Origin of the sequence: Streptomyces sp. NPDC050287 (genome assembly GCF_044459385.1) — a bacterium.
GTDB lineage: Bacteria > Actinomycetota > Actinomycetes > Streptomycetales > Streptomycetaceae > Streptomyces.
Window position 1 is genome coordinate 163,723 of the sequence record NZ_JBITIY010000007.1, and the last position, 21,084, is coordinate 184,806.

Annotated in this window: 19 protein-coding genes and 1 pseudogene; 11 read left to right on the forward strand and 9 right to left on the reverse strand. The window is 71.7% G+C overall.

Translation table 11 applies throughout. The features are described 5' to 3' along the window. Window positions 1-10: 10 nt before the first annotated feature. The 6 genes from ACIBK3_RS25915 to paaA all read right to left on the reverse strand — a co-directional run bounded on the left by ACIBK3_RS25915 (window position 11) and on the right by paaA (window position 4,977). Window positions 11-1,144 (reverse strand): acyl-CoA dehydrogenase family protein, encoded by a 1,134-nt coding sequence (locus ACIBK3_RS25915; protein ID WP_399369214.1) that lies wholly within the window; start codon window positions 1,142-1,144, stop codon window positions 11-13. 198 nt (window positions 1,145-1,342) lie between these two features. Beyond that, entirely contained in the window at window positions 1,343-2,404 is a 1,062-nt protein-coding gene (locus tag ACIBK3_RS25920; protein ID WP_399369216.1) for a 2Fe-2S iron-sulfur cluster-binding protein, read from the reverse strand. Then, window positions 2,404-2,943 carry a 1,2-phenylacetyl-CoA epoxidase subunit PaaD gene (paaD, locus tag ACIBK3_RS25925; protein ID WP_399369218.1) on the reverse strand — a complete coding sequence of 180 codons (540 nt, stop codon included), beginning with the start codon at window positions 2,941-2,943 and terminating at the stop codon, window positions 2,404-2,406. The genes ACIBK3_RS25920 and paaD overlap by 1 nt, the downstream gene beginning before the upstream one ends. Beyond that, a complete protein-coding gene (gene paaC / locus ACIBK3_RS25930; RefSeq protein WP_399369220.1) occupies window positions 2,937-3,659 on the reverse strand; it encodes a 1,2-phenylacetyl-CoA epoxidase subunit PaaC in 723 nt (240 codons plus the stop codon). Before paaC ends, paaD begins: the two co-directional genes overlap by 7 nt. Then, window positions 3,656-3,943: a 1,2-phenylacetyl-CoA epoxidase subunit PaaB gene (gene paaB, locus ACIBK3_RS25935; RefSeq protein WP_073944895.1), complete on the reverse strand. Its 288-nt coding sequence runs from the start codon at window positions 3,941-3,943 to the stop codon at window positions 3,656-3,658. The genes paaC and paaB overlap by 4 nt, the downstream gene beginning before the upstream one ends. Beyond that, window positions 3,940-4,977 carry a 1,2-phenylacetyl-CoA epoxidase subunit PaaA gene (gene paaA / locus ACIBK3_RS25940; RefSeq protein ID WP_399369222.1) on the reverse strand — a complete coding sequence of 346 codons (1,038 nt, stop codon included), beginning with the start codon at window positions 4,975-4,977 and terminating at the stop codon, window positions 3,940-3,942. The genes paaB and paaA overlap by 4 nt, the downstream gene beginning before the upstream one ends. Window positions 4,978-5,279: 302 nt before the next feature. On the opposite strand from paaA, the gene ACIBK3_RS25945 reads away from it, so the two are divergent. From ACIBK3_RS25945 to ACIBK3_RS25955, 3 genes are read left to right on the forward strand one after another with little or no spacing between them, the layout of a single operon-like run. Next, window positions 5,280-6,374 (forward strand): DUF5819 family protein, encoded by a 1,095-nt coding sequence (locus tag ACIBK3_RS25945; protein WP_399369224.1) that lies wholly within the window; start codon window positions 5,280-5,282, stop codon window positions 6,372-6,374. Beyond that, window positions 6,371-7,582, forward strand: coding sequence for an HTTM domain-containing protein (locus ACIBK3_RS25950; RefSeq protein ID WP_399369226.1), 1,212 nt, complete (start codon window positions 6,371-6,373; stop codon window positions 7,580-7,582). Before ACIBK3_RS25945 ends, ACIBK3_RS25950 begins: the two co-directional genes overlap by 4 nt. After that, window positions 7,579-8,328, forward strand: a complete 750-nt coding sequence (locus tag ACIBK3_RS25955) for a TrmH family RNA methyltransferase (RefSeq protein WP_399369227.1) — start codon at window positions 7,579-7,581, stop codon at window positions 8,326-8,328. The genes ACIBK3_RS25950 and ACIBK3_RS25955 overlap by 4 nt, the downstream gene beginning before the upstream one ends. A 3-nt stretch (window positions 8,329-8,331) precedes the next feature. On the opposite strand, the gene paaN is transcribed toward ACIBK3_RS25955, so the two are convergent. Further along, window positions 8,332-10,023, reverse strand: a complete 1,692-nt coding sequence (gene paaN / locus ACIBK3_RS25960) for a phenylacetic acid degradation protein PaaN (RefSeq protein ID WP_399369229.1) — start codon at window positions 10,021-10,023, stop codon at window positions 8,332-8,334. A 212-nt stretch (window positions 10,024-10,235) separates the two neighbouring features. Here paaN and ACIBK3_RS25965 point away from each other — a divergent pair, with 212 nt between their 5' ends. Both ACIBK3_RS25965 and ACIBK3_RS25970 read left to right on the forward strand, forming a co-directional pair. After that, window positions 10,236-11,753, forward strand: coding sequence for a 3-hydroxyacyl-CoA dehydrogenase (locus tag ACIBK3_RS25965; protein WP_399369231.1), 1,518 nt, complete (start codon window positions 10,236-10,238; stop codon window positions 11,751-11,753). After that, a complete protein-coding gene (locus ACIBK3_RS25970) occupies window positions 11,750-12,340 on the forward strand; it encodes a TetR/AcrR family transcriptional regulator (protein ID WP_399369233.1) in 591 nt (196 codons plus the stop codon). Before ACIBK3_RS25965 ends, ACIBK3_RS25970 begins: the two co-directional genes overlap by 4 nt. 1 nt (window position 12,341) lies before the next feature. Here ACIBK3_RS25970 and ACIBK3_RS25975 read toward each other — a convergent pair whose 3' ends face one another. Further along, window positions 12,342-12,827, reverse strand: coding sequence for an Lrp/AsnC family transcriptional regulator (locus ACIBK3_RS25975; RefSeq protein WP_399369986.1), 486 nt, complete (start codon window positions 12,825-12,827; stop codon window positions 12,342-12,344). A 189-nt stretch (window positions 12,828-13,016) separates the two neighbouring features. On the opposite strand from ACIBK3_RS25975, the gene pdhA reads away from it, so the two are divergent. Genes pdhA through ACIBK3_RS26005 form a run of 6 tightly spaced genes read left to right on the forward strand, consistent with a single transcriptional unit; the run spans window position 13,017 to window position 20,146 of the window. Next, entirely contained in the window at window positions 13,017-14,150 is a 1,134-nt protein-coding gene (gene pdhA, locus ACIBK3_RS25980) for a pyruvate dehydrogenase (acetyl-transferring) E1 component subunit alpha (RefSeq protein ID WP_399369235.1), read from the forward strand. Beyond that, entirely contained in the window at window positions 14,150-15,154 is a 1,005-nt protein-coding gene (locus tag ACIBK3_RS25985; RefSeq protein WP_399369237.1) for an alpha-ketoacid dehydrogenase subunit beta, read from the forward strand. The genes pdhA and ACIBK3_RS25985 overlap by 1 nt, the downstream gene beginning before the upstream one ends. Beyond that, on the forward strand, window positions 15,154-16,632 hold the full coding sequence (locus ACIBK3_RS25990; protein WP_399369239.1) for a dihydrolipoamide acetyltransferase family protein: 1,479 nt from the start codon (window positions 15,154-15,156) through the stop codon (window positions 16,630-16,632). Before ACIBK3_RS25985 ends, ACIBK3_RS25990 begins: the two co-directional genes overlap by 1 nt. Window positions 16,633-16,686: 54 nt before the next feature. After that, the gene (locus tag ACIBK3_RS25995) at window positions 16,687-17,640 is read left to right on the forward strand and encodes an NTP transferase domain-containing protein (protein WP_399369241.1); all 954 of its coding nucleotides are present in this window, start codon (window positions 16,687-16,689) and stop codon (window positions 17,638-17,640) included. Beyond that, window positions 17,637-19,052 (forward strand): molybdopterin molybdotransferase MoeA, encoded by a 1,416-nt coding sequence (locus tag ACIBK3_RS26000; protein ID WP_399369243.1) that lies wholly within the window; start codon window positions 17,637-17,639, stop codon window positions 19,050-19,052. The genes ACIBK3_RS25995 and ACIBK3_RS26000 overlap by 4 nt, the downstream gene beginning before the upstream one ends. Next, window positions 19,049-20,146, forward strand: a complete 1,098-nt coding sequence (locus ACIBK3_RS26005; protein ID WP_399369245.1) for a potassium channel family protein — start codon at window positions 19,049-19,051, stop codon at window positions 20,144-20,146. Before ACIBK3_RS26000 ends, ACIBK3_RS26005 begins: the two co-directional genes overlap by 4 nt. Window positions 20,147-20,291: 145 nt before the next feature. Here the strand turns inward: ACIBK3_RS26005 and ACIBK3_RS26010 are convergent. After that, a pseudogene (locus tag ACIBK3_RS26010) lies at window positions 20,292-20,746 on the reverse strand (ABC transporter permease); the annotation flags it as partial. Between the last annotated feature and the right edge of the window lie 338 nt (window positions 20,747-21,084).

Here is a 21,084-nt window from a genome sequence, read left to right on the forward strand (position 1 = left end):
CGGCAAGCTTTCAGGCCAGCGTGTGAGCGGCCAGGAGGTCGCCCAGGGACTCCTCGTGTGCCGACGCCGGGCCGAGCGACAGCTCGAGGTGCTTGGCCCAGGCGTGATAGCGGTGCAGGGGGTAGTCGACGTCGGCGCCGAAGCCGCCGTGCAGATGCTGTGCCGTCTGTACGACCCGGCGGACGCCGTCGGCCGCCCAGATCTTGGCGACGGCCACGTCACCGGAGACGGGCAGCGCGCCCTGGGCCCCCGAGGCGAGTCGCCACGCGGCCTGCCACAGCGTGGCCTCCATGGCCCGCAGGTCGATGTAGCGGTCGGCGGCCTGGACGGCGACCGCCTGGAAGGTGGCGACCGGGAACCCGAACTGCTCCCGCTTGCTGGTGTAGTCGCTGGTCATCCGGAGCACCCGCTCGCCCAGACCGAGCGCCAGCGCGCACGTCCCGGTGGCCAGCAGATCGCGCAGCCATTCCCAGGCACCGTCGCCGTCGATGACGTCCCGTTCCGCGATCCGGACTGATTCCAGGCGCAGTTCGGCCAGGCGCTCACCGGTGGTGGAGATCTGTTCGGCGAGGGTGACGCCCGCGTGAGGGCGCGGGACCAGAGCGAGGACGGTCCGGTCGGCGGCCGTGTGCGCCGGTACGACGACCAGATCGGCGCCGTACGCCCAGGGCACCGCCGTCTGAACCCCGTCCAGGATCCAGTCCTGACCCTCCTGCCGTGCGGTGACGCCGAGTTCGGCCGGGTCGTGGCCGGTGCGGCCGTTCGCGGCGACGGTGAGCACGACCTCCCCCCGGCCGGCCCGGGCCAGCAGCGCGGACCTCAACTCCTCGTCGCCGTGGGTCTGTACGGCGGCCACGGCCGCGCTGTGTTCCAGCAGCGGCACCCGCGCCAGCACCTTCGCCGCCTCCCGCAGCACCAGGCACAGCGCGATGGCGTCCAGGCCGGCCCCTCCGTACGCCTCAGCCGCCACCAGGCTCAGCAGGTCGGCCTCGGCGAGCCTGGTCCACAGCGCGCGGTCGAAGTCCTCGGCGACGGCGCCCGCGGTGAGGGCCGGGCTCGGCACCGCGTCCGGCACGACCCCGGCGAACACCCCCCGTGCCGCCTCAGCCGCCGCCTGCTGCTCCTCGGTGAAGGTGAAGTCCACGGTCCCTGCCCTTCCACGCACACCGGCCCACCGACCGGGCGGACGACCTGACCTGACGGGGCGTCAAGATAGAACAGGTTCTAGAAGAAGGGAACAGGCCGGGCCCCGTCCCGGCTCCTCCAGGGAGGGCAACTGCCGTTTGTCCTCGGTGGAATGTCCTCGGTGGAATGTCATTGATCGATTGTCATCGGTCGATCGTCAGCGGTCGAAGTCCAGCTCCACCTTCTCCGTCACCGGATGGGACTGGCACGCCAGCACATACCCCGCCTGTGTCTCCTCCGGCTCCAGCGCGAAGTTGCGGTCCATCCGCACCTCGCCGGCGACCAGGAAGGCCCGGCAGGTCCCGCACACCCCGCCTTTGCAGGCGTAGGGGGCGTCCGGCCGGTTGCGCAGGACCGTCTCCAGCAGTGACTCGCCGTCCTGGACGGGCCAGGTCCCGCCGCGGCCGTCGAGTTGAGCGGTCACCGTGCTGTGGGCGGGAGCGAGGGCGACTGCCGTGGGGGCCGCCGGTTCCACATGGAAGATCTCCTCGTGGATACGGGTGCGAGCGACCCCGAGCCCCCGCAGTGCCCGCTCCGCCCCCTGCACCAGCCCGAACGGCCCGCACAGGAACCAGCCCGCCACGTGGGCCACCGGCAGCAGCGCCGGAAGCATCTCGGTCAGCCGCTCCTGGTCGAGCCGCCCGGAGGGCAGCCCCGCCTGCTGTTCCTCCCGGGAGAGCACTGTCACCAGCTGGAATCGCTCGGGCCAACGGTCCTTCAGATCGGCGACCTCCTCCAGGAACATCGTGGACGCGGACGTCCGGTCGCTGCGGATCAGACAGAACCGGGCCGACGGATCGCGGGCCAGCAGCGTCGCCACGATCGAGAGCACCGGGGTGATACCGCTGCCACCGACGATCGCCGCGTACAGGCCGGGTGCGGGCTCGAGCGTGAAGCGGCCCGCCGGGGTCATCACCTCGACCTCGTCGCCGACGTTGATCTCCTTCAGCGCGTAGGTGGAGAACGCGCCGCCCTCGACCAGCCGCACGCCCACCCGCAGACTGTGCGGCCCTTCCTCGTCCGCCACGGGCGCCGGGGAGCAGATCGAGTACGTGCGGCGGATCTCGGCGCCGTCGACCGTCCGCCGCAGCGCCAGGTGCTGTCCGGGGGCGTGCCGGTACTCCTCGCGCAGGTCCGGGGGCACGGTGAGGGTGAGGGCCACGGAGTCGTCGGTGAGCCGGTCGACCGCCGCCACCGGGAGCGCGTGGAATCTGGCCATCAGAGCTCCTTGAAGTGGTCGAACGGTTCACGGCAGGCGAGGCAGCGGCGCAATGCCTTGCATGCCGTCGAGGAGAACCGGCTGAGCAACTCCGTGTCCGCGGAGCCGCAGTGCGGGCAGCGGATCGGGTCGGCCCCTTCGGCTGTCTGTCCGGGGCGGGTGCGTGTCGGCCCGAGCGCCACGGTGACCGGTTCGGTCTCCTGCCGCACACGGGGAGGGGCGATACCGAACTCGCGCAGCTTGCGGCGCCCGTCGTCCGTGATGTCGTCCGTCGACCAGGCCGGCGTGAGCACCCTGCGCACGGTGACCTCTCGCACGCCGTGCTCGTGCAGTGCGCGCTCTATGTCCAGGGACATCGCCTCGACGGCCGGACAGCCGGTGTACGTCGGGGTCAGTTCGACCTCGACCGCGTCGGTCCCGCGGACGTGCACCGCGCGCAGGACACCCAGTTCCAGCAGGGTGAGTACCGGCAGTTCGGGGTCGGGCACCGCACCGGCCACCTCGAGGAGTTCCGCCTCCAGGGCGGTGGGCGTCACCATGACGCCCCCGGGTGACTGCGGTGCAGATGCTGCATCTCGGCGAGCATCCGGCCGAACGGCTCGGTGTGCAGGCCCTGGCGGCCCGCACCGGCCGCCCACGCCCCGGACCGCGGTCCTTCCGGGACCGTGAGGGTGGCCCGGTGCAGCACGTCTCCGACAGAGTCGAGCCAGGCCGCCTCCAGCCGCTCCCGGTCGACGTCGAGCCCCTCCACCGGTTGGAACATCTCTCCGGTGAACCGCCACAGCGCCTCGCAGGCCCGCGCCATCCGCTCATGGCCGACATCCGTGCCGTCACCGAGCCGCAGGGTCCACTGCTCGGCGTGGTCGCGGTGGTAGGCGACCTCCTTGACGGCCTTGCCGGCCAGCGGGGCGAAGGGGCCGTGTCCGGCGGCGAGTTCGGCGTAGAGGAGGTGCTGGTAGGTGGAGAAGTACAGCTGGCGGGCGATGGTGTGGGCGAAGTCGCCGTTCGGCTGTTCCACCAGCTGGAGGTTGCGGAAGGCGCGCTCCTCGCGCAGATACGCCAGTTCGTCCTCGTCGCCCACCAGAGACAGCAGCACCCGGGCCTGGCCGAGGAGGTCCAGCGCGATGTTGGCGAGGGCGACCTCCTCCTCGAGGACGGGTGCGCGCCCCGCCCACTCTCCGAGGCGGTGCGAGAGCACCAGGGCGTCGTCGCCCAGGGCGAGGGCGGCGGAGTGCACGGTCACGTCGGCGGTCACAGGTGCTTCACCCCCTCCGGGATCTCGTAGAACGTCGGGTGGCGGTACGGCTTGTCGGCGGCCGGTTCGAAGAACGGATCCTTCTCGTCGGGCGAGGACGCGGTGATCGCGGACGAGGGAACGACCCAGATCGAGACGCCCTCACCGCGCCGGGTGTACAGATCGCGGGCGTTGCGCAGGGCGAGCTCCGCGTCCGGCGCGTGCAGGCTGCCTGCGTGGGTGTGCGAGAGGCCGCGGCGGGAGCGCACGAAGACCTCCCACAGAGGCCAGTCGGTGTTCGTCATCCTCGGCCCGCTCCCGCCTCGTCGTTGCGCTTGGCCGCGTACGCCGCGGCCGACTCCCGTACCCAGGCGCCCTCGTCGTGTGCCCGCCTGCGCTGCGTCATCCGCTGTTCGTTGCAGGGGCCGTTGCCCTTGAGGACCTCCCAGAACTCCGTCCAGTCGATGGCGCCGAAGTCGTGGTGTCCCCGCTCCTCGTTCCACTTCAGATCAGGGTCGGGGAGGGTGAGGCCCAGGGACTCGGCCTGGGGAACGCAGATGTCGACGAAGCGCTGACGCAGCTCGTCGTTGGAATGACGTTTGATCTTCCACGCCATCGACTGGGCGGAGTGCGCGGACTCGTCGTCGGGTGGACCGAACATCATCAGGGACGGCCACCACCAGCGGTCCACCGCGTCCTGCGCCATCGCGTGTTGTTCGGGGGTGCCGCGGCTGAGGGCAAGCAGCAGTTCGTACCCCTGGCGCTGGTGGAAGGACTCCTCCTTGCAGATCCGGACCATCGCGCGGGCGTACGGGCCGTAGGAGCAGCGGCACAGGGGGACCTGGTTGGTGATCGCGGCACCGTCCACCAGCCAGCCGATCGCGCCGACGTCCGCCCAGGTCAGCGTGGGGTAGTTGAAGATCGAGGAGTACTTCTGTCGGCCGGTGTGCAGTTTGTCGAGCAGTTCCTCGCGGCTGGTGCCGAGGGTCTCCGCAGCGCTGTAGAGGTACAGCCCGTGCCCGGCCTCGTCCTGGACCTTGGCCATCAGGATGGCCTTGCGGCGCAGCGAAGGGGCGCGGGTGATCCAGTTCGCCTCCGGCTGCATGCCGATGATCTCGGAGTGGGCGTGCTGGGCGATCTGCCGGACCAGCGTCGCGCGATAGGAGTCGGGCATCCAGTCGCGCGGCTCGACGCGCTCGTCGGCGGCCACGGCGGCGTCGAAGGCGCGCTGGTAAGCGGCGGTGTCCGTGTCGCGGGCGGTGTCCGGAACGCCACCCTGTGCGCCGTACGTCTGTGAGTCGGCCTGCTGGGCCGTGTGGTGTGCGGCTGCTGTCGCCATGAGGTCCCCCTCGCCCTGGACTCCGCCGGTGTCCGCTCCCGACCGATCGTTCGGTTCGTGCGATTCCATGGTGTGACGGGCGCCGTAAGGTGTCAACCACTGTGGATAACCCGCGGGCATCCTCGCTCGTCGCCTGTGGAAAACTCTGGCGGCCCTGAAGGCGGGGGCCGATGGGGGCTGTGCCGGGAGGGGCGCCCTGAGTACCGTTCCGTGCGAGCGTCCCGGGGACGGGTGTGCGGGGGTGGGCGGGCGCAGGCGGACGACAGGGCCGGAGCAGGACCGGAATCGGGAGACGGGGCGGAATGGACGCGAACGACAAGGGCTCCACGGCCCCGCACGGGCCGTCCGAGCCGAGCGCCCGCGATGTTCCCGTCGAGCCGAGCGTGCCCCCTGGCCCCACCGGGTCGCCGAGCCTCCCCTCTGGCCCCACCGAGCCGAGCGCCCCCGACGTTCCCGCCACGCCGAGCCTCCCCTCTGGCCCCACCGAGCCGAGCGCCCCCGACGTTCCCGCCACGCGGAGCGTCCCCGACGGTCCCACTGACCCGAATACCCCGGTTTCCCCCCCTGCCCCGGCTGCCTTCGCGGTCCCCGCCCCCCGCACCGACCCGGACGGCTTCACCGCCGCCTCCCATCCTTCAGCCCCGCATCCGTATCCACAGACCGCGCTCGCTGCTCCCGATCCGGATCCGCAGACCGGTCTCGCCGCTCCCCATCCAGGTCCACAGACCGGGCTCGTCGCCCCGAATCCCGGCCCACAGACCGGTCTCGCCGCGCTCTCGCTCCGGTACCAGATCGGGGTCGCCGTGGCCCTCGCTGTCGTCGCGGTCACTGTCTGTGTGCACATCGGCATGGTGTTCCTGCATGTGGCGCCGTCGAACACGTTGACGAAGCAGCACGGAAAGGCGATCGACGACTGGATCTACCCGGAGTTCGAGCAGAACTGGAAGCTCTTCGCACCGAATCCGCTGCAGCAGAACATCGCGGTCCAGGTCCGTGCGCAGATCCGCTCTGCGGACGGCGGGATACGGACGACCGGATGGTACGACCTGTCCGCCGAGGACGGCCGGGCCATCGACGGCAATCTGCTGCCGAGCCACACCCAGCAGAACGAACTGCGGCGGGCCTGGGACTTCTTCGTGGTCACGCATGACGCCGACAACCGCCCGATGGGCCTGCGCGGCTCCCTCGCCGAGTCGTATCTGCGCCGCATCGCGGCACTGCGCCTGGACCGTGACAGCGCCGCCGGACAGGGCGGCGTTGTCGACCTCGTCCAGATTCGCTCTCGTACCACCAACGTGCCCCCGCCCAAGTGGAGCAAGGAGCAGGTCACCGACAAGCCGGTCTACCGCGTGCTGCCCTGGTGGTCGGCCCGGGAGGACGGGGGAGGCGACAAGTGAACCGGTTCGCCCTGGCCGTCACGACCGGCATCGGCCGTGTCACCGGGTCCGCCCTCGGCCCGTACCAGACCGCTGTCATCCGCATCGGCTTCAGCGCGACCTGGCTGCTGTTCCTGCTGCGGGAGTTCCCCCACCGCCAGGAGATGTACGGCCCCGACGGCCCCTGGAGCTGGGACCTCGCCGAGCAGCTGGTCTCTACGAACGGTGCCTTCACGGCCCTGATGTGGACCGACGGCCGGTTCTGGTTCGAGACCTGCTATGCCCTGGCCGTCCTGACGAGCGCTCTGCTGCTGTTGGGCTGGCGCACCCGCACGATGTCCGTGCTCTTCATGGTCGGTGTGCTCTCGCTGCAGAACCGCAGCGTGTTCATGGGGGACGGTGGCGACAACGTCCTGCACCTGATGTGCATCTACCTCGTGTTCACCCGCTGCGGCCAGGTGTGGTCGCTGGACGCGCGCAGGGCGCGGCTCGCAGGACAGGCCCGCGCGCGTGGGGAACGCGTTACCGACCGGGTCGGCCCGGTCCTGTGGGGCGTGCTCGGGTTCGTGCTGGTCGCGGTGACCGTGGCGGGGCGGCTCGACGGCGACCCGACGGTGCCGGTGCTCCTGTGGACCGTGTGGGTCGCTGTGGCCCTCTGGTGGGCGGTCGGACGTTTTACGAAGTCCGGCGAGCCGCGGATCCTGCTCGACGTGGTCGCCGACATCGTCCACAACGGCGCCCTGCTGGTGATCATGGCCGAGGCCTGTCTGATCTACGCGACGGCGGGCTGGTACAAGATCCAGGGCTCCCGCTGGCAGGACGGCACCGCCGTCTACTACCCCCTGCACCTGGACTCCTTCTCGCCGTGGCCCGCCCTCGCCGACGTGCTGTCGGCCAGCGGCACGATGGTCCTGCTGGTGACCTACGGCACGGTCGCCGTGCAGGTCGCCTTCCCGTTCACACTGTTCCACCGGCGCGTCAAGAACGTCCTGCTCACAGCCATGATCATTGAGCATTCCGCGATCGCTGTGATTCTGGGGCTGCCGTTCTTCTCGCTGGCGATGATCGCCGCCGACGCCGTCTTCCTGCCGACGTCGTTCCTGCGACGGCTCGGCGGCTGGGCGGCACGCGCGCGTGGACGATGGACGGCGCGTGGAAGCCGTACGACGGTGCCGGCACCGCGGGCCCCGGAGAGCGCCGAGGACTCGCCCGTAGGCTTCACGACATGACCGACTCCGTGAGCGCATGGCACCGGCTCGCCGGCACCTCCGTCCTGCTCGACGGCTTCCACGCCCTCAAGCACGCGGTGCGCTTCGGCGCCGAGACCCCGGTGGCGGTCGCCGTCGACCGGGCGGCCACGCTCGCGCTCACCGACGAACTCGCGCCCGACATTCGAGACACACTGGACGCGCTCCTGACGGAGGTGCCGGAGACGACGTACCGAAGTCTGGTCCCGCGCCCGCACCCCACCGCGGTGGCCGCGTTGGCCCTACGTCCGTCCCGCGAGGCCAACCTGCGGCGGCTGGCGCACACCCCGCGCACCGCACCCGTCGTCGTCCTCGACAACCCGCGCAATCTGGGCAACGCGGGGGCCGTGATCCGTCTGGCCGCCGGTTTCGGCGCGACCGGGGTGGTCACCACCGGAACGCTCGACCCCTGGCACCCCACCGTCGTACGCGGCGGAGCCGGACTGCACTTCGCGACCGCTGTGGAGCGGCTGAGCGTGGCGGAGATACCGCCCGGGCCGCTGTTCGCCCTCGACCCGGAGGGCGACGACATCCGGGGCCTCAAGCTCCCGGACGACGCCGTCCTGGCCTTCGGCTCGGAGCGCAGCGGGCTGTCCGCCGACCTACGCGCGCGTGCCGACCACTTGCTGGCGCTGCCGATGCGCCCCCAGGTCTCCAGCTACAACCTCGCGACCAGTGTGGCCATGACGCTGTACCACTGGAGCGCCACCGGGGGCACGATCAACTAGCTCCTAGGCCTCCCGTCGGACCTCCACCACCCGGAAGCGGTTCGCCACGAACGCCCCGTCGGTGAGGGCCGCGTTGGCCGCCGGGTTGCCGCCCGAGCCGTGGAAGTCGGAGAAGGCGGCCGTCTGGTTGACGTACACCCCGCCCTTGAGGTTCAGCGACAGCTGGGCGGCCTCCTCCATGCAGACCTCCTGGACGGCCTGTTCCACCTCCTCGTCGGTGGTGTACGCGCCGACCGTCATGGCGCCCTTCTCACGGATCGTCCGCCGCAGCAGCCGCGTCGCGTGGTCCGCGGAGTCGACCGCGACGGCGAAGGAGACCGGCCCGAAGCACTCGCTCATGTAGGCGGCTTCGTCGTCCGGCTTCGCACCGTCCAGCTTGATGATCACGGGAGTGCGGACGACCGCTCCCGGGAACTCCGGGTTGCTGACCTCCCGGGAGGCGAGGGCGACTTCGCCGAGGCCGGCGGCCGCCTCCAGGCGCGCCGTCACGTCCGGGTTGACGATGGCGCCGAGCAGGGCGTTCGCGCGCGCGTCGTCGCCGAGGAGGCCGTCGACCGCGCGGGCGAGGTCCCCGACCACCTCGTCGAAGGTCCTGGGGCCGTCGTCGGTACGGATGCCGTCCCGGGGGATCAGCAGGTTCTGCGGGGTGGTGCACATCTGGCCGCTGTAGAGGGACAGCGAGAACGCCAGGTTGGACAGCATCCCCTTGTAGTCGTCCGTGGAGTGGACCACCACCGTGTTGACGCCGGCCTTCTCGGTGTAGACCTGCGCCTGGCGGGCGTTGGCCTCCAGCCAGTCGCCGAACGACGTCGAGCCCGTGTAGTCGATGATCCGGATCTCCGGGCGGGTGGCCAGAGCCTTCGCGATGCCTTCACCGGGACGTTCGGCGGCCAGCGCCACGAGGTTCGGGTCGAAACCGGCTTCGGTGAGCACCTGGCGGGCGACCTGCACGGTGAGCGCGAGGGGCAGGACCGCGCGCGGGTGGGGTTTGACCAGGACCGCGTTGCCGGTGGCCAGGGAGGCGAACAGGCCCGGATAGCCGTTCCACGTCGGAAACGTGTTGCAGCCGATGACCAGCCCGATGCCGCGCGGTACCGGTGTGAACTGCTTGGTGAGTGCGAGCGGGTCGCGCTTGCCCTGCGGCTTGGTCCATTCCGCGGTGTCGGGGGTGCGGACCTGCTCCACGTACGCGTACGCCACCGCCTCCAGGCCGCGGTCCTGGGCGTGCGGGCCGCCCGCCTGGAACGCCATCATGAAGGCCTGGCCGGAGGTGTGCATGACCGCGTGCGCGAACTCGTGGGTCCGGTCGCTGATCCGCTTGAGGATCTCCAGGCACACCACCGCACGCGCCTCCGCGCCCGCGTCGCGCCACGCGCGCTGGCCGGCCTTCATGGCGGGCAGCAGCACGTCGATGTCCGCGTGCGGGTAGGTCACGCCCAGGTCGATGCCGTACGGCGAGACCTCGCCGCCCACCCAGTCGTCCGTGCCGGGCTGGTCGAGGTCGAGGCGGGTGCCGAGAAGGGCGTCGAAGGCGGCCTTGCCCGCCGCCATGTCCAGGCTGCCGTTCTCGCCGTAGGCCTTGGGGTGCTCGGGGTGCGGGGACCAGTACGCGCGCGTGCGGATCGCTTCCAGCGCCTGGTCGAGAGTGGGCCGGTGCTGGGCGATCAGATCGTGTGCGGTGAGTTCGGCGGCCATGCGGGACCAACTCCTCGTCTCAAGAACTCTTCGTCGAGCTCATGACCTGGGCGGGAACCTGGGCGGATTATCGAGAGGTGTGGCGCGAAGCGCCTCGTTCAGGGCGGTGGTGGGCGACGGGTGGGCAGTCAGGGTTAGAGTAACCGAACGATCGGTCGGTACAAGGGGGTCCGCCGCTTCTGTGGAAAACCCCGTGCGGGAGGATCGCGCACATGACAGCACTGGACCTCAGCAGCCCCGTGGCCGTCGTCGGCGCCGGCACCATGGGCCAGGGCATCGCCCAGGTCGCGCTGACCGCGGGCCATTCTGTCCGGCTTTACGACGCCCTGCCCGGCCGTGCCCGGGAGGCGGCCGACGCGATCGGCGCACGCCTCGACCGGCTCGTCGAGAAGGACCGTCTCGCCGCGGCCGACCGGGACGCGGCCCGCACCCGCCTGCTGCCCGCCGAGTCCCTCGCCGATCTCGCGGACTGCGCCCTGGTCGTCGAGGCCGTCCTGGAGCGGCTCGACGTCAAACAGGACCTCCTCCGCCGGCTGGAGGACGTCGTCGGCGAGGACTGCCTGCTGGCCACCAACACCTCCTCCCTGTCGGTGACGGCCATCGGCGGCGCCCTGCGCAACCCCGGCCGTTTCGTGGGCCTGCACTTCTTCAACCCAGCCCCGCTGCTCCCGCTCGTCGAGGTGGTCTCCGGGTTCTCCACGGACGTCACGTCGGCCACGCGCGCGTACGAGATGGCGCGCGCCTGGGGCAAGACCCCGGTCGCCTGCGCCGACACCCCCGGCTTCATCGTCAACCGCATCGCGCGGCCCTTCTACGCCGAGGCGTTCGCGGTCTACGAGGCCCAGGGCGCCGACCCCGCCACCATCGACGCGGTCCTGCGCGAGTGCGGCGGTTTCAAGATGGGCGCCTTCGAACTGACCGACCTGATCGGGCAGGACGTCAACGAGTCCGTCACCCACTCCGTGTGGCGGTCCTTCTTCCAGGACGTGCGCTTCGCGCCCTCACTCGCCCAGCAGCGCCTCGTCGAGTCGGGCCGGCTCGGCCGCAAGACCGGACAGGGCTGGTACGACTACCGTCAGGGCGCCGAGCGCCCCGAGCCGCACACCGCCGACCAGGCCCAGCCGCCCGCCTACGTCGTCGCCGAGGGCGACCTGGGCCCCGCCTCCGAGCTGATCCCGCTGATCCGCGAGGCGGGCATCCAGGTCCGCGAGGAGGACGAGGACCACGGCACCCGGCTGGTGCTGCCCAGTGGCGGCCAGCTGGCGCTCGCCGACGGGCAGACCTCGGTCGAGTTCCGGGACGTCGTCTACTTCGACCTCGCGTTCGACTACCGCAGGGCCGGCCGGATCGCGCTGTCCGCCTCCCAGGACACCTCCCCGCAGACCCTTGCCGAGGCCACCGGCCTCTTCCAGGCGCTCGGCAAGCAGGTCAGCGTCATCGGTGACGTCCCCGGCATGATCGTCGCCCGTACGGTCGCGCGGATCGTCGATCTCGCACACGACGCCGTGGGCAAGGGCGTGGCCACCGAGGAGGACGTCGACACCGCGATGCGCCTGGGCGTCAACTACCCGCTCGGCCCCTTCGAGTGGAGCCGCCGGCTGGGCCGCAACTGGGCCTACGCCCTCCTGGACGACCTGCACATGCGCGACCCCTCGGGGCGCTACGCGCCGTCCCTCGCGCTGTACCGCCACGCGTACGCCACCGACAAGCGGGAGGGCAGCACCTCATGACGACGGCCAAGCGTGACACGTACACCCCGGAGACGCTGCTGTCCGTCGCCGTCCAGGTCTTCAACGAGCGCGGCTACGACGGCACCTCCATGGAGCACCTCTCCAAGGCGGCCGGCATCTCCAAGTCGTCGATATACCACCACGTCACCGGCAAGGAGGAGCTGCTGCGCCGGGCCGTGAGCCGGGCCCTGGACGGGCTCTTCGCGATCCTCGACGAGGAGCCCGCGCGCGTGGGGCGGGCCGCCGAACGCCTCGAGTACGTCGTACGGCGCATGGTCGAGGTGCTCATCGCCGAGTTGCCCTACGTCACCCTGCTGCTGCGGGTGCGCGGAAACACCGGCACCGAGCGGTGGGCGCTGGAGCGGCGCCGCGACTTCGACCACAGGGTCGCCGAGCTGCTGAGGGCGGCGGCCGCGGACGGGGACGTGCGCGGTGACGTGGAGGTGCGGCTGGCGACCCGGCTGGTGTTCGGGATGGTCAACTCCATCGTGGAGTGGTACCGGCCGGACGGCCGGGGCATGAACGAGCGCGAAGTGGCCGACGCGGTGGTGCGGTTGGTGTTCGAGGGCCTGCGCCGGCCCGGGTGACTCAGCCCTGCGGCTCCAGGTCCTCCTCCTCGAACACCAGCAGAGTGCGCGTGCTGAGCACCTCCGGGATCGCCTGGAGCCGGGTCAGTACCAGCTCCCGCAGCGCCCGGTTGTCGGAGGTGTGCACCAGGAGCAGCACGTCGAAGTCACCGCCCACCAGCGCGATGTGCGATGCCCCGGGCAGCTGCGTGAGCTGCGCGCGCACGGTCCGCCAGGAGTTCTGGACGATCTTCAGGGTGATGTACGCCGAGGTGCCCTGGCCGGCGCGTTCGTGGTTGACGCGGGCTCCGAAACCGCGGATGACCCCGTCTTCGATGAGGCGGTTGATGCGCGCGTAGGCGTTGGCGCGCGAGACGTGGACCCGTTCGGCGACCGACCGTATCGACGCCCGGCCGTCCGCCTGGAGCATCTGGAGGATGTCCAGATCGATGGCGTCGAGCGGGCGCGCGGGCGGAAGGGGGCCGCCGCCGTCCGGGCTCTCGGCCATTTGTTCAGCTGCCACGTCCCCCCGCCTCTCTGCCATGGACGTCCTGCGTTCATTCGATGCTGTGCAGAACCGTTTGTCCACAGCCTGAGGGTGCCAGTAGCCAAAATGTGCCGACGACCGAACAATCGGTAGGTGAGGCGCATCACAGCCGTGACGCGTCTGAAGCCGCTCCCATGAGGAGGTGCCGTCATGACGGTCATGGAGCAGCGAGGCGCGTACCGGCCATCGCCGCCGCCCGCCTGGCAGCCCCGCACGGACCCCGCGCCGCTGCTGCCCGACGCGGAGCCGTACCGCGTCCTCGGCACGGAGGCGGCCGCGGACGCCGACCCGGACCTGCTGCGCCGCCTGTACGCCGAGCTGGTGCGCGGCCGCCGCTACAACGCGCAGGCCACCGCCCTCACCAAGCAGGGCCGTCTGGCCGTCTACCCCTCCAGCACCGGCCAGGAGGCCTGCGAGGTCGCCGCCGCGCTGGCCCTGAAGGAGCGCGACTGGCTCTTCCCCAGCTACCGGGACACCCTGGCCGCCGTGGCACGCGGCGTGGACCCCGTCGAGGCCCTCACTCTCCTGCGCGGCGACTGGCACACCGGCTATGACCCGTACGAGCACCGCGTGGCCCCCCTGTGCACCCCGCTCGCCACCCAGCTGCCGCACGCCGTCGGCCTCGCCCACGCCGCCCGCCTCAAGGGCGACGACGTGGTCGCGCTGGCCATGGTCGGCGACGGCGGCACCAGCGAGGGCGACTTCCACGAGGCGCTGAACTTCGCCGCAGTCTGGCAGGCGCCGGTCGTCTTCCTGGTCCAGAACAACGGCTTCGCGATCTCCGTTCCGCTCGCCAAGCAGACCGCGGCCCCGTCGCTGGCCCACAAGGCCGTCGGCTACGGCATGCCCGGCCGCCTGGTCGACGGCAACGACGCCGCCGCCGTGCACGAGGTCCTCGCCGACGCCGTACGCCACGCGCGCGCGGGCGGCGGCCCCACGCTGGTCGAGGCGATCACCTACCGGGTCGACGCCCACACCAACGCCGACGACGCCACCCGCTACCGGCAGGAGGCCGAGGTCGAGACCTGGCGCGGACACGACCCGATCGCCCTCCTGGAGCACGAACTGACCGAACGCGGCCTCATCGACGAGGACGGCATCCGGGCCGCGCGCGACGCCGCCGAGAGCCTGGCCGCAGATCTGCGCGCACGCATGAACCAGGACCCGGTGCTCGACCCCATGGACCTGTTCGCCCATGTGTATGCCGAACCCACCCTCCAGCTGCGCGAGCAGCAGGCCCGGCTGCAGGCGGAGATCGAGGCCGAGCAGGAGGGGACCCACTGATGACCACCGTCGCCCTCAAGCCCGCCACCATGGCGCAGGCCCTCGCGCGCGCGATGCGGGACGCGATGGCCGCCGACCCGGCCGTACACGTCATGGGCGAGGACGTCGGAACCCTCGGCGGTGTCTTCCGGGTCACCGACGGACTCGCCAGGGAGTTCGGTGAGGACCGCTGTACGGACACCCCGCTGGCCGAGGCGGGCATCCTCGGCACGGCCGTCGGCATGGCGATGTACGGGCTGCGGCCGGTCGTGGAGATGCAGTTCGACGCGTTCGCCTACCCGGCGTTCGAGCAGCTGATCAGTCACGTGTCGAGAACGCGCAACCGCACCCGGGGCGCGATGCCGCTCCCCCTCACCATCCGCGTCCCCTACGGCGGCGGCATCGGCGGAGTCGAGCACCACAGCGACTCGTCCGAGGCGTACTACATGGCGACCCCGGGGCTCCACGTCGTCACGCCCGCCACGGTCGCCGACGCCTACGGCCTCCTGCGCGCCGCCATCGCCTCCGACGACCCCGTCGTCTTCCTCGAACCCAAGCGTCTGTACTGGTCGAAGGACGCCTGGAACCCGGAGGACCCGCCGGCCGTTGAACCGATCGGCCGCGCGGTGGTGCGGCGCTCGGGCCGGAGCGCCACGCTCATCACGTACGGGCCGTCCGTGCCCGTCTGCCTCGAAGCCGCCGAGGCGGCCCGGGACGAGGGCTGGGACCTCGAAGTCGTCGACCTGCGCTCGCTGGTGCCGTTCGACGACGAGACGGTCAGCGCCTCGGTACGGCGGACCGGGCGAGCGGTCGTCGTACACGAGTCGGGCGGGTTCGGCGGACCGGGCGGAGAGATCGCGGCCCGGGTCACGGAGCGCTGCTTCCACCACCTGGAGGCGCCGGTGCTGCGCGTGGCCGGGTTCGACATCCCCTATCCGCCGCCGATGCTGGAGCGTCACCACCTGCCCGGCGTGGACCGGATCCTGGACGCCGTGGGGCGTCTGCAGTGGGAGGCCGAGGGCTGATGGCACAGGTGTTGGAGTTCAGGCTCCCCGACCTCGGGGAGGGGCTCACCGAGGCGGAGATCGTGCGCTGGCTGGTCCAGGTCGGCGATGTCGTCGCGGTCGACCAGCCCGTCGTCGAGGTCGAGACGGCCAAGGCGATGGTCGAGGTGCCCTGCCCCTACGGCGGCGTGGTCACCGCCCGCTTCGGCGAGGAGGGCACGGAACTGCCCGTCGGCGCGCCACTGATCACGGTCGCCGTGGGAGCCGCTGCCTCCGGCGGCGAGAGCGAGGGCTCCGGGAACGTGCTGGTGGGTTACGGCACCTCGGAGGCAGCGGCACGCCGGCGCCGGGTACGCCCGGGACAGCCTACGCGGGCCGCCGCCGCGGCGGGCGGGACGGCGAACGGTCACGTGAGCACCGCCGGGACAGTGAACGAGCTCAGCGACGGCGTCCGGGCAGCAGAGCAGGCAAGCACCTCCGAGGCGGCGAACGGCCAGGTCGGCAGGTCCTCCGCGACGGACAGCCATCCCGAAACGACCGGAACGACCGACCCGACCGACGGCCCCGTCCCCGTGATCTCCCCCCTCGTGCGCAGGCTGGCCCGGGAGAACGGTCTCGACCTGCGGGAGCTGACCGGCTCCGGGCCGGACGGGCTGATCCTGCGGGCGGACGTGGAGTACGCGCTGCGAGCGGCGGCCGCTCAGGGACGACGTACGACGGTGCCGTCCGCCGAGCCGCACGCGCGCGTGGCCCCCGCGCCGACCGCAACCCCTGCCACCACGCCCGCGCCCGCCGCCACCGGCATCTCCACCGGCACCCGCACCCCCCTCAAGGGCATCCGAGGTGCCGTCGCCGACAAGATGTCCCGCAGCCGTCGGGAGATCCCGGACGCCACCTGCTGGGTGGACGCCGACGCGACCGAACTGATGCGGGCGCGCACCGCGATGAACGCGTCCGGTGGCCCCAAGATCTCCCTCCTCGCCCTGCTGGCCCGCATCTGCACCGCGGCCCTGGCCCGCCACCCCGAGCTCAACTCCACGGTGGACATGGAGGCCCGGGAGATCGTCCGGCTCGACCGGGTGCACCTCGGGTTCGCCGCGCAGACCGACCGGGGTCTGGTCGTCCCCGTCGTACGCGACGCCCAGGCGCGGGACGCCGAATCGCTCACCGCTGAGTTCGCCCGGCTGACCGAGGCGGCCCGCGCGGGCACCCTCACGCCCGGGGAACTCACCGGCGGCACCTTCACGTTGAACAACTACGGAGTGTTCGGTGTCGACGGCTCCACGCCGATCATCAACCATCCCGAGGCGGCCATGCTCGGCGTCGGCCGGATCGTCCCCAAGCCCTGGGTGCACGAGGGCGAGCTCGCGGTGCGGCAGGTCGTCCAGCTCTCGCTCACCTTCGACCACCGGGTGTGCGACGGTGGCACGGCCGGCGGCTTCCTGCGGTACGTGGCGGACTGCGTGGAACAACCGGCGGTGCTGCTGCGCACGCTGTGATTGCGGCTCCTCCCGCGCGTTCCCTGTGATCGCGGCGGCACGCATACTCGGGGGGTGACCACGTACGAGCCGACGGGCGCCGAAGGCGCCGCCGATGCCGGGTACGACGCCGTCGTACTCGCCGGGGGAGCCGCCCGGCGGCTCGGCGGGGCGGACAAGCCCGGGGTACGGGTGGGCGGGCGAGCTCTGCTCGACCGGGTGCTCGCCGCCTGTGCCGACGCGGGTACCACGGTCGTCGTCGCCGAGCCCAGGCCGACCGCACGACCGGTGGCCTGGACGCGCGAGAGCCCGCCCGGCGGCGGACCGGTGGCCGCGCTGTACGCGGGTCTGCGGCACACCGCGGCCCAGGACGTGGTCGTCCTCTCGGCCGATCTGCCGTTCCTGACCGAGGAGACGGTACGACGGCTGCTGACCGCCCTGCGGACGAGCGGCGCCGAGGGCGTGCTGCTCACCGACGCCGACGGCCGCGACCAGCCCCTCGTGGCGGCGTACCGCAGGACCGCGCTGCGCCGGGAGCTGACCATGCTCAACGGCGCGGCCTCCAGGGTCGGCTCCACCGCGGGCGGCGGCCTCACCGGGCTGCCCCTGCGCCGGCTCACCGCGGGGCTCGACCTCACTCGCGTCCCCGATCCCGTCGCGTCCTTCGACTGCGACACTTGGGACGACATCGCCACTGCCAGGGCACGCATCAGGGAGCATGGCCACGTGTTGGATGAATGGATCACCGCAGTCAAGGGCGAGTTGGGCATCGACCTCGACGTCGACACCGGCGTCCTGCTCGACCTCGCCCGCGACGCCGCCCACGGTGTGGCGAGGCCCGCGGCCCCGCTGACCACCTTCCTCGTCGGCTATGCGGCCGCGCGCTCCGGAGGCGGCCCGGAGGCGGTGGCCGAGGCGTCCCGCAAGGCCGCCGCCCTCGCTCTGCGCTGGGCCGACGAGGCCGCCGACGCCAAGCCCGACGCGGCCCCGGACGCCACGCCGGACACCTCCCGTCCGGACGCCGGATGACCGCCCGCGCCACCCGGACCGGTGAGGACGCCGAGGACGCCGAGGACCTCGACGTCGAGGAGGTGCTCGCTCTCGTGAACGACCGCACCAACCACCGCACCGAAGGCCACCCGGGCGATACCCACCGCCCCGCCGCCGACGAGCACGCCCCCGTGCCCGGCGCCCACGGAGCCCCTCAGCCGCCGGGCCACCAGCAGAGCGCCCGCCACCAGGAGACCTCCTGGTCCGAGGCCCGCGCCCTGGCGGAACGCGCGGGCCGCTCCCGAGACCGCCACCGCTCCCCCGTCTCGGTCACCCTCGACGCCGCGCTGGGCCTCACCCTGGCCGCCCCTCTCACCGCCCTCACCGACCTGCCCTCCTTCGACACCTCCGCGATGGACGGCTGGGCGGTCGCCGGCCCCGGGCCCTGGGACGTTCGGGAGGAGGGTGTCCTCGCCGGGCACGCCGAGCCCGAGCCGCTCACCGACGGTGAGGCCGTCCGGATCGCCACCGGCGCCCGTGTCCCCCTCGACACCACCGCCGTTCTGCGCAGTGAGCACGGCCGCACCGACGGCAAGGACCGGCTGCACGCCACCCGCGAGGTGATCCCCGGGCAGGACATCCGCCCACGCGGACAGGAGTGCCGTAGCGGCGACCAACTCCTCCCGGCCGGCGCCCTGGTGACCCCGGCCGTGCTCGGACTGGCCGCGGCCGCCGGGTACGACACGCTCACCGCCGTGCCCCGCGCCCGTGTCGACGTCCTCGTCCTGGGCGACGAACTGCTCACCGAGGGCACCCCGCACGACGGGCTGATCCGGGACGCACTCGGCCCGATGCTGCCGCCCTGGCTGCGTGCGCTCGGCGCCGAGGTCACCGCCGTGCGCCGGCTCGGCGACGACGCCAAGGCGCTGCACAAGGCGATCACGACCTCCGCCGCCGACCTGATCGTCACCACCGGCGGCACCGCCTCCGGCCCCGTCGACCATGTCCATCCCACCCTGCGCCGCATCGGCGCCGACCTGCTGGTGGACGGTGTGAAGGTGCGCCCCGGGCACCCCATGCTGCTGGCCCGCACCAAGGAGAACCAGCACCTCGTCGGCCTGCCCGGCAACCCCCTCGCGGCGGTCTCCGGGCTGCTCACGCTCGCCGAGCCGTTGCTGCGCACCCTCGCGGCACGGCCCGCCCCGGAGCCGTATACGCTGCCGCTCCAGGACGAGGTGCACGGGCATCCGTACGACACCCGGCTCATCCCTGTCGTCCTGCGCGGTGACTGTGCCGTGCCGCTGCACTACAACGGTCCGGCGATGCTGCGGGGCATCGCGGGAGCCGATGCCCTGGCCGTCGTACCGCCGGGCGGTTCGCGAGCCGGTCAGGAGACGGAACTTCTCGATCTGCCCTGGGCGAGCGCCGGGATCGGGGTGTGTTTCACGTGAAACTTCCGGGCCATGACGCGATCGCCCGCCAGGCGGACGAGCATCTCGTGACCCACCGGGTGAAGCTTCCGCGCAAGGTGGTGGAGCACCCGTTCCGCCAGGTGGCCCAACGGCTGTCGATGGCCCTGCTGGTCCTGGTGGCGACCGCACTGATCGTCTACGCCGATCACGACGGCTACAACGACAACTCCGACGGCTCGGTCGACTTCCTGGATGCCTGGTACTACGCCACCGTCACCCTCTCCACCACAGGCTACGGCGACATCACCCCGGTCAGTGACGCGGCCCGGCTCACCAACATCTTCGTCATCACTCCCCTGCGGGTGCTGTTCCTGATCATCCTGGTCGGCACCACGCTCGAGGTCCTCACCGAACGCACCCGGGAGGAATGGCGACTCAATCGCTGGAGGTCCTCCTTGCGCGACCACACCGTCGTCGTCGGCTTCGGCACGAAGGGGCGGTCGGCGATCCAGACCGTCTGTTCGGCGGGGCTGAAGAAGGAACAGGTCGTGGTGGTCGACCCGAGCGTCAAGGCGATCGACGCCGCGACCGCCGACGGCTACGCGGGGATCGTCGGGGACGCCACGCGCAGCGAGGTGCTGAAGCGAGCCGAGGTGCACAAGGCGCGGAAGATCATCATCGCCACCCAGCGCGACGACACCGCCGTCCTCGTCACCCTGACGGCCCGGCAGCTCAACAAGGGCGCGAAGATCGTGGCCGCCGTGCGTGAGGAGGAGAACGCGCCGCTGCTCAAACAGTCCGGCGCCGACGCGGTGATCACCAGCGCCAGCGCCGCCGGACGCCTCCTCGGACTGTCCGTGCTCAGCCCCGCCGCCGGGATGGTGATGGAAGACCTGATCCAGCAGGGCAGCGGGCTCGACATGGTCGAACGGCCGGTCATAAAGGCCGAGGTGGGCAGGCGCCCGCGGGAGACGGACGACCTGGTGGTGAGCGTGGTACGCGGACATCGGGTGCTCGGATACGACGATCCGGCGGTCGGCACACTGGAGTTGACGGACCGGCTGATCACGATCGTGCGGGCGACACCGGGCTCACAGATCGCGCCCGACGCCCGCCCGCTGCGTCGGGATTGATCACTGCGGGCCGGCTGTCCGGTGGCCTGGTCACGTTTCCGGCCGGCCTCGGGACTGGTCGCGCGCGACACGCCGTCTCAGGGCTGGTCACGTACGGCGCATCGTCTCAGGGCTGGTCATGTGCCGCCCGCCGTCTCAGGGCTGGTCACTTGCGGTTGTACAGCCGCATCGTGATCGGCCCGAAGACCGCGATGAACAGGCCGGCCCACCCCAGTGCGCAGACCACCTCGTCGGCCGGCCAGTCGCCCGCCATCAGGCCGCGCACCCCCGGGGCCACATGCGTCACCGGGCTGTTGTTGACGAAGACCTGCAGCCAATCCACGAGAAGGCGAACGCGAACACCAGCAGCAGCGCGATCCCGGCGAGCACGCCGCCGACCCCGCCGTCCGGGCGGTAGCCCAGCGCCAGCCCGACGCTGAGCATCACGACGGACGCGATGGTGTAGCGCAGGGCGTCGCCGAGGAGATATCCGACCATCGCCGACGGCCGCCAGATGGGCAGCGAGCGGAAGTGGTCGAAGACGCCCTTCTCGATGTCGATGTTCACCGAGACACCTGTGTACATCGTGATCATCACGACGGACATCACCAGGATGCCCGGCCTCGTCCTTGGCATCGCGCGGCCGCAGGGGTGAGGAACGGTTGCCCGGGGTGGCCGCCGGCGTCGGAATGGTCGCCGGGTCGGTCGCCGGAGGTCGGGAAGGGGTGCCCCGGTCGGACAACGGGACCTTGCGGTCGGTGGGCGGGTGGGTCAGGTTCGAGGGTGCGGGGTTGTGAACTGCTGCCGCGGAACAGCGCACGAGTGTGTTCTGGCGTGCGTGAGTGAGCGTCTGGGTTGTGGTGGGGCGTAGGGAACGAAGGTTCCCTCATCGAATAGGTGACCTTTGCGGGTGCTGCTCGTTGACTGTGGTGACAGGGGGTCTTCGAGCCGCGGGCGGG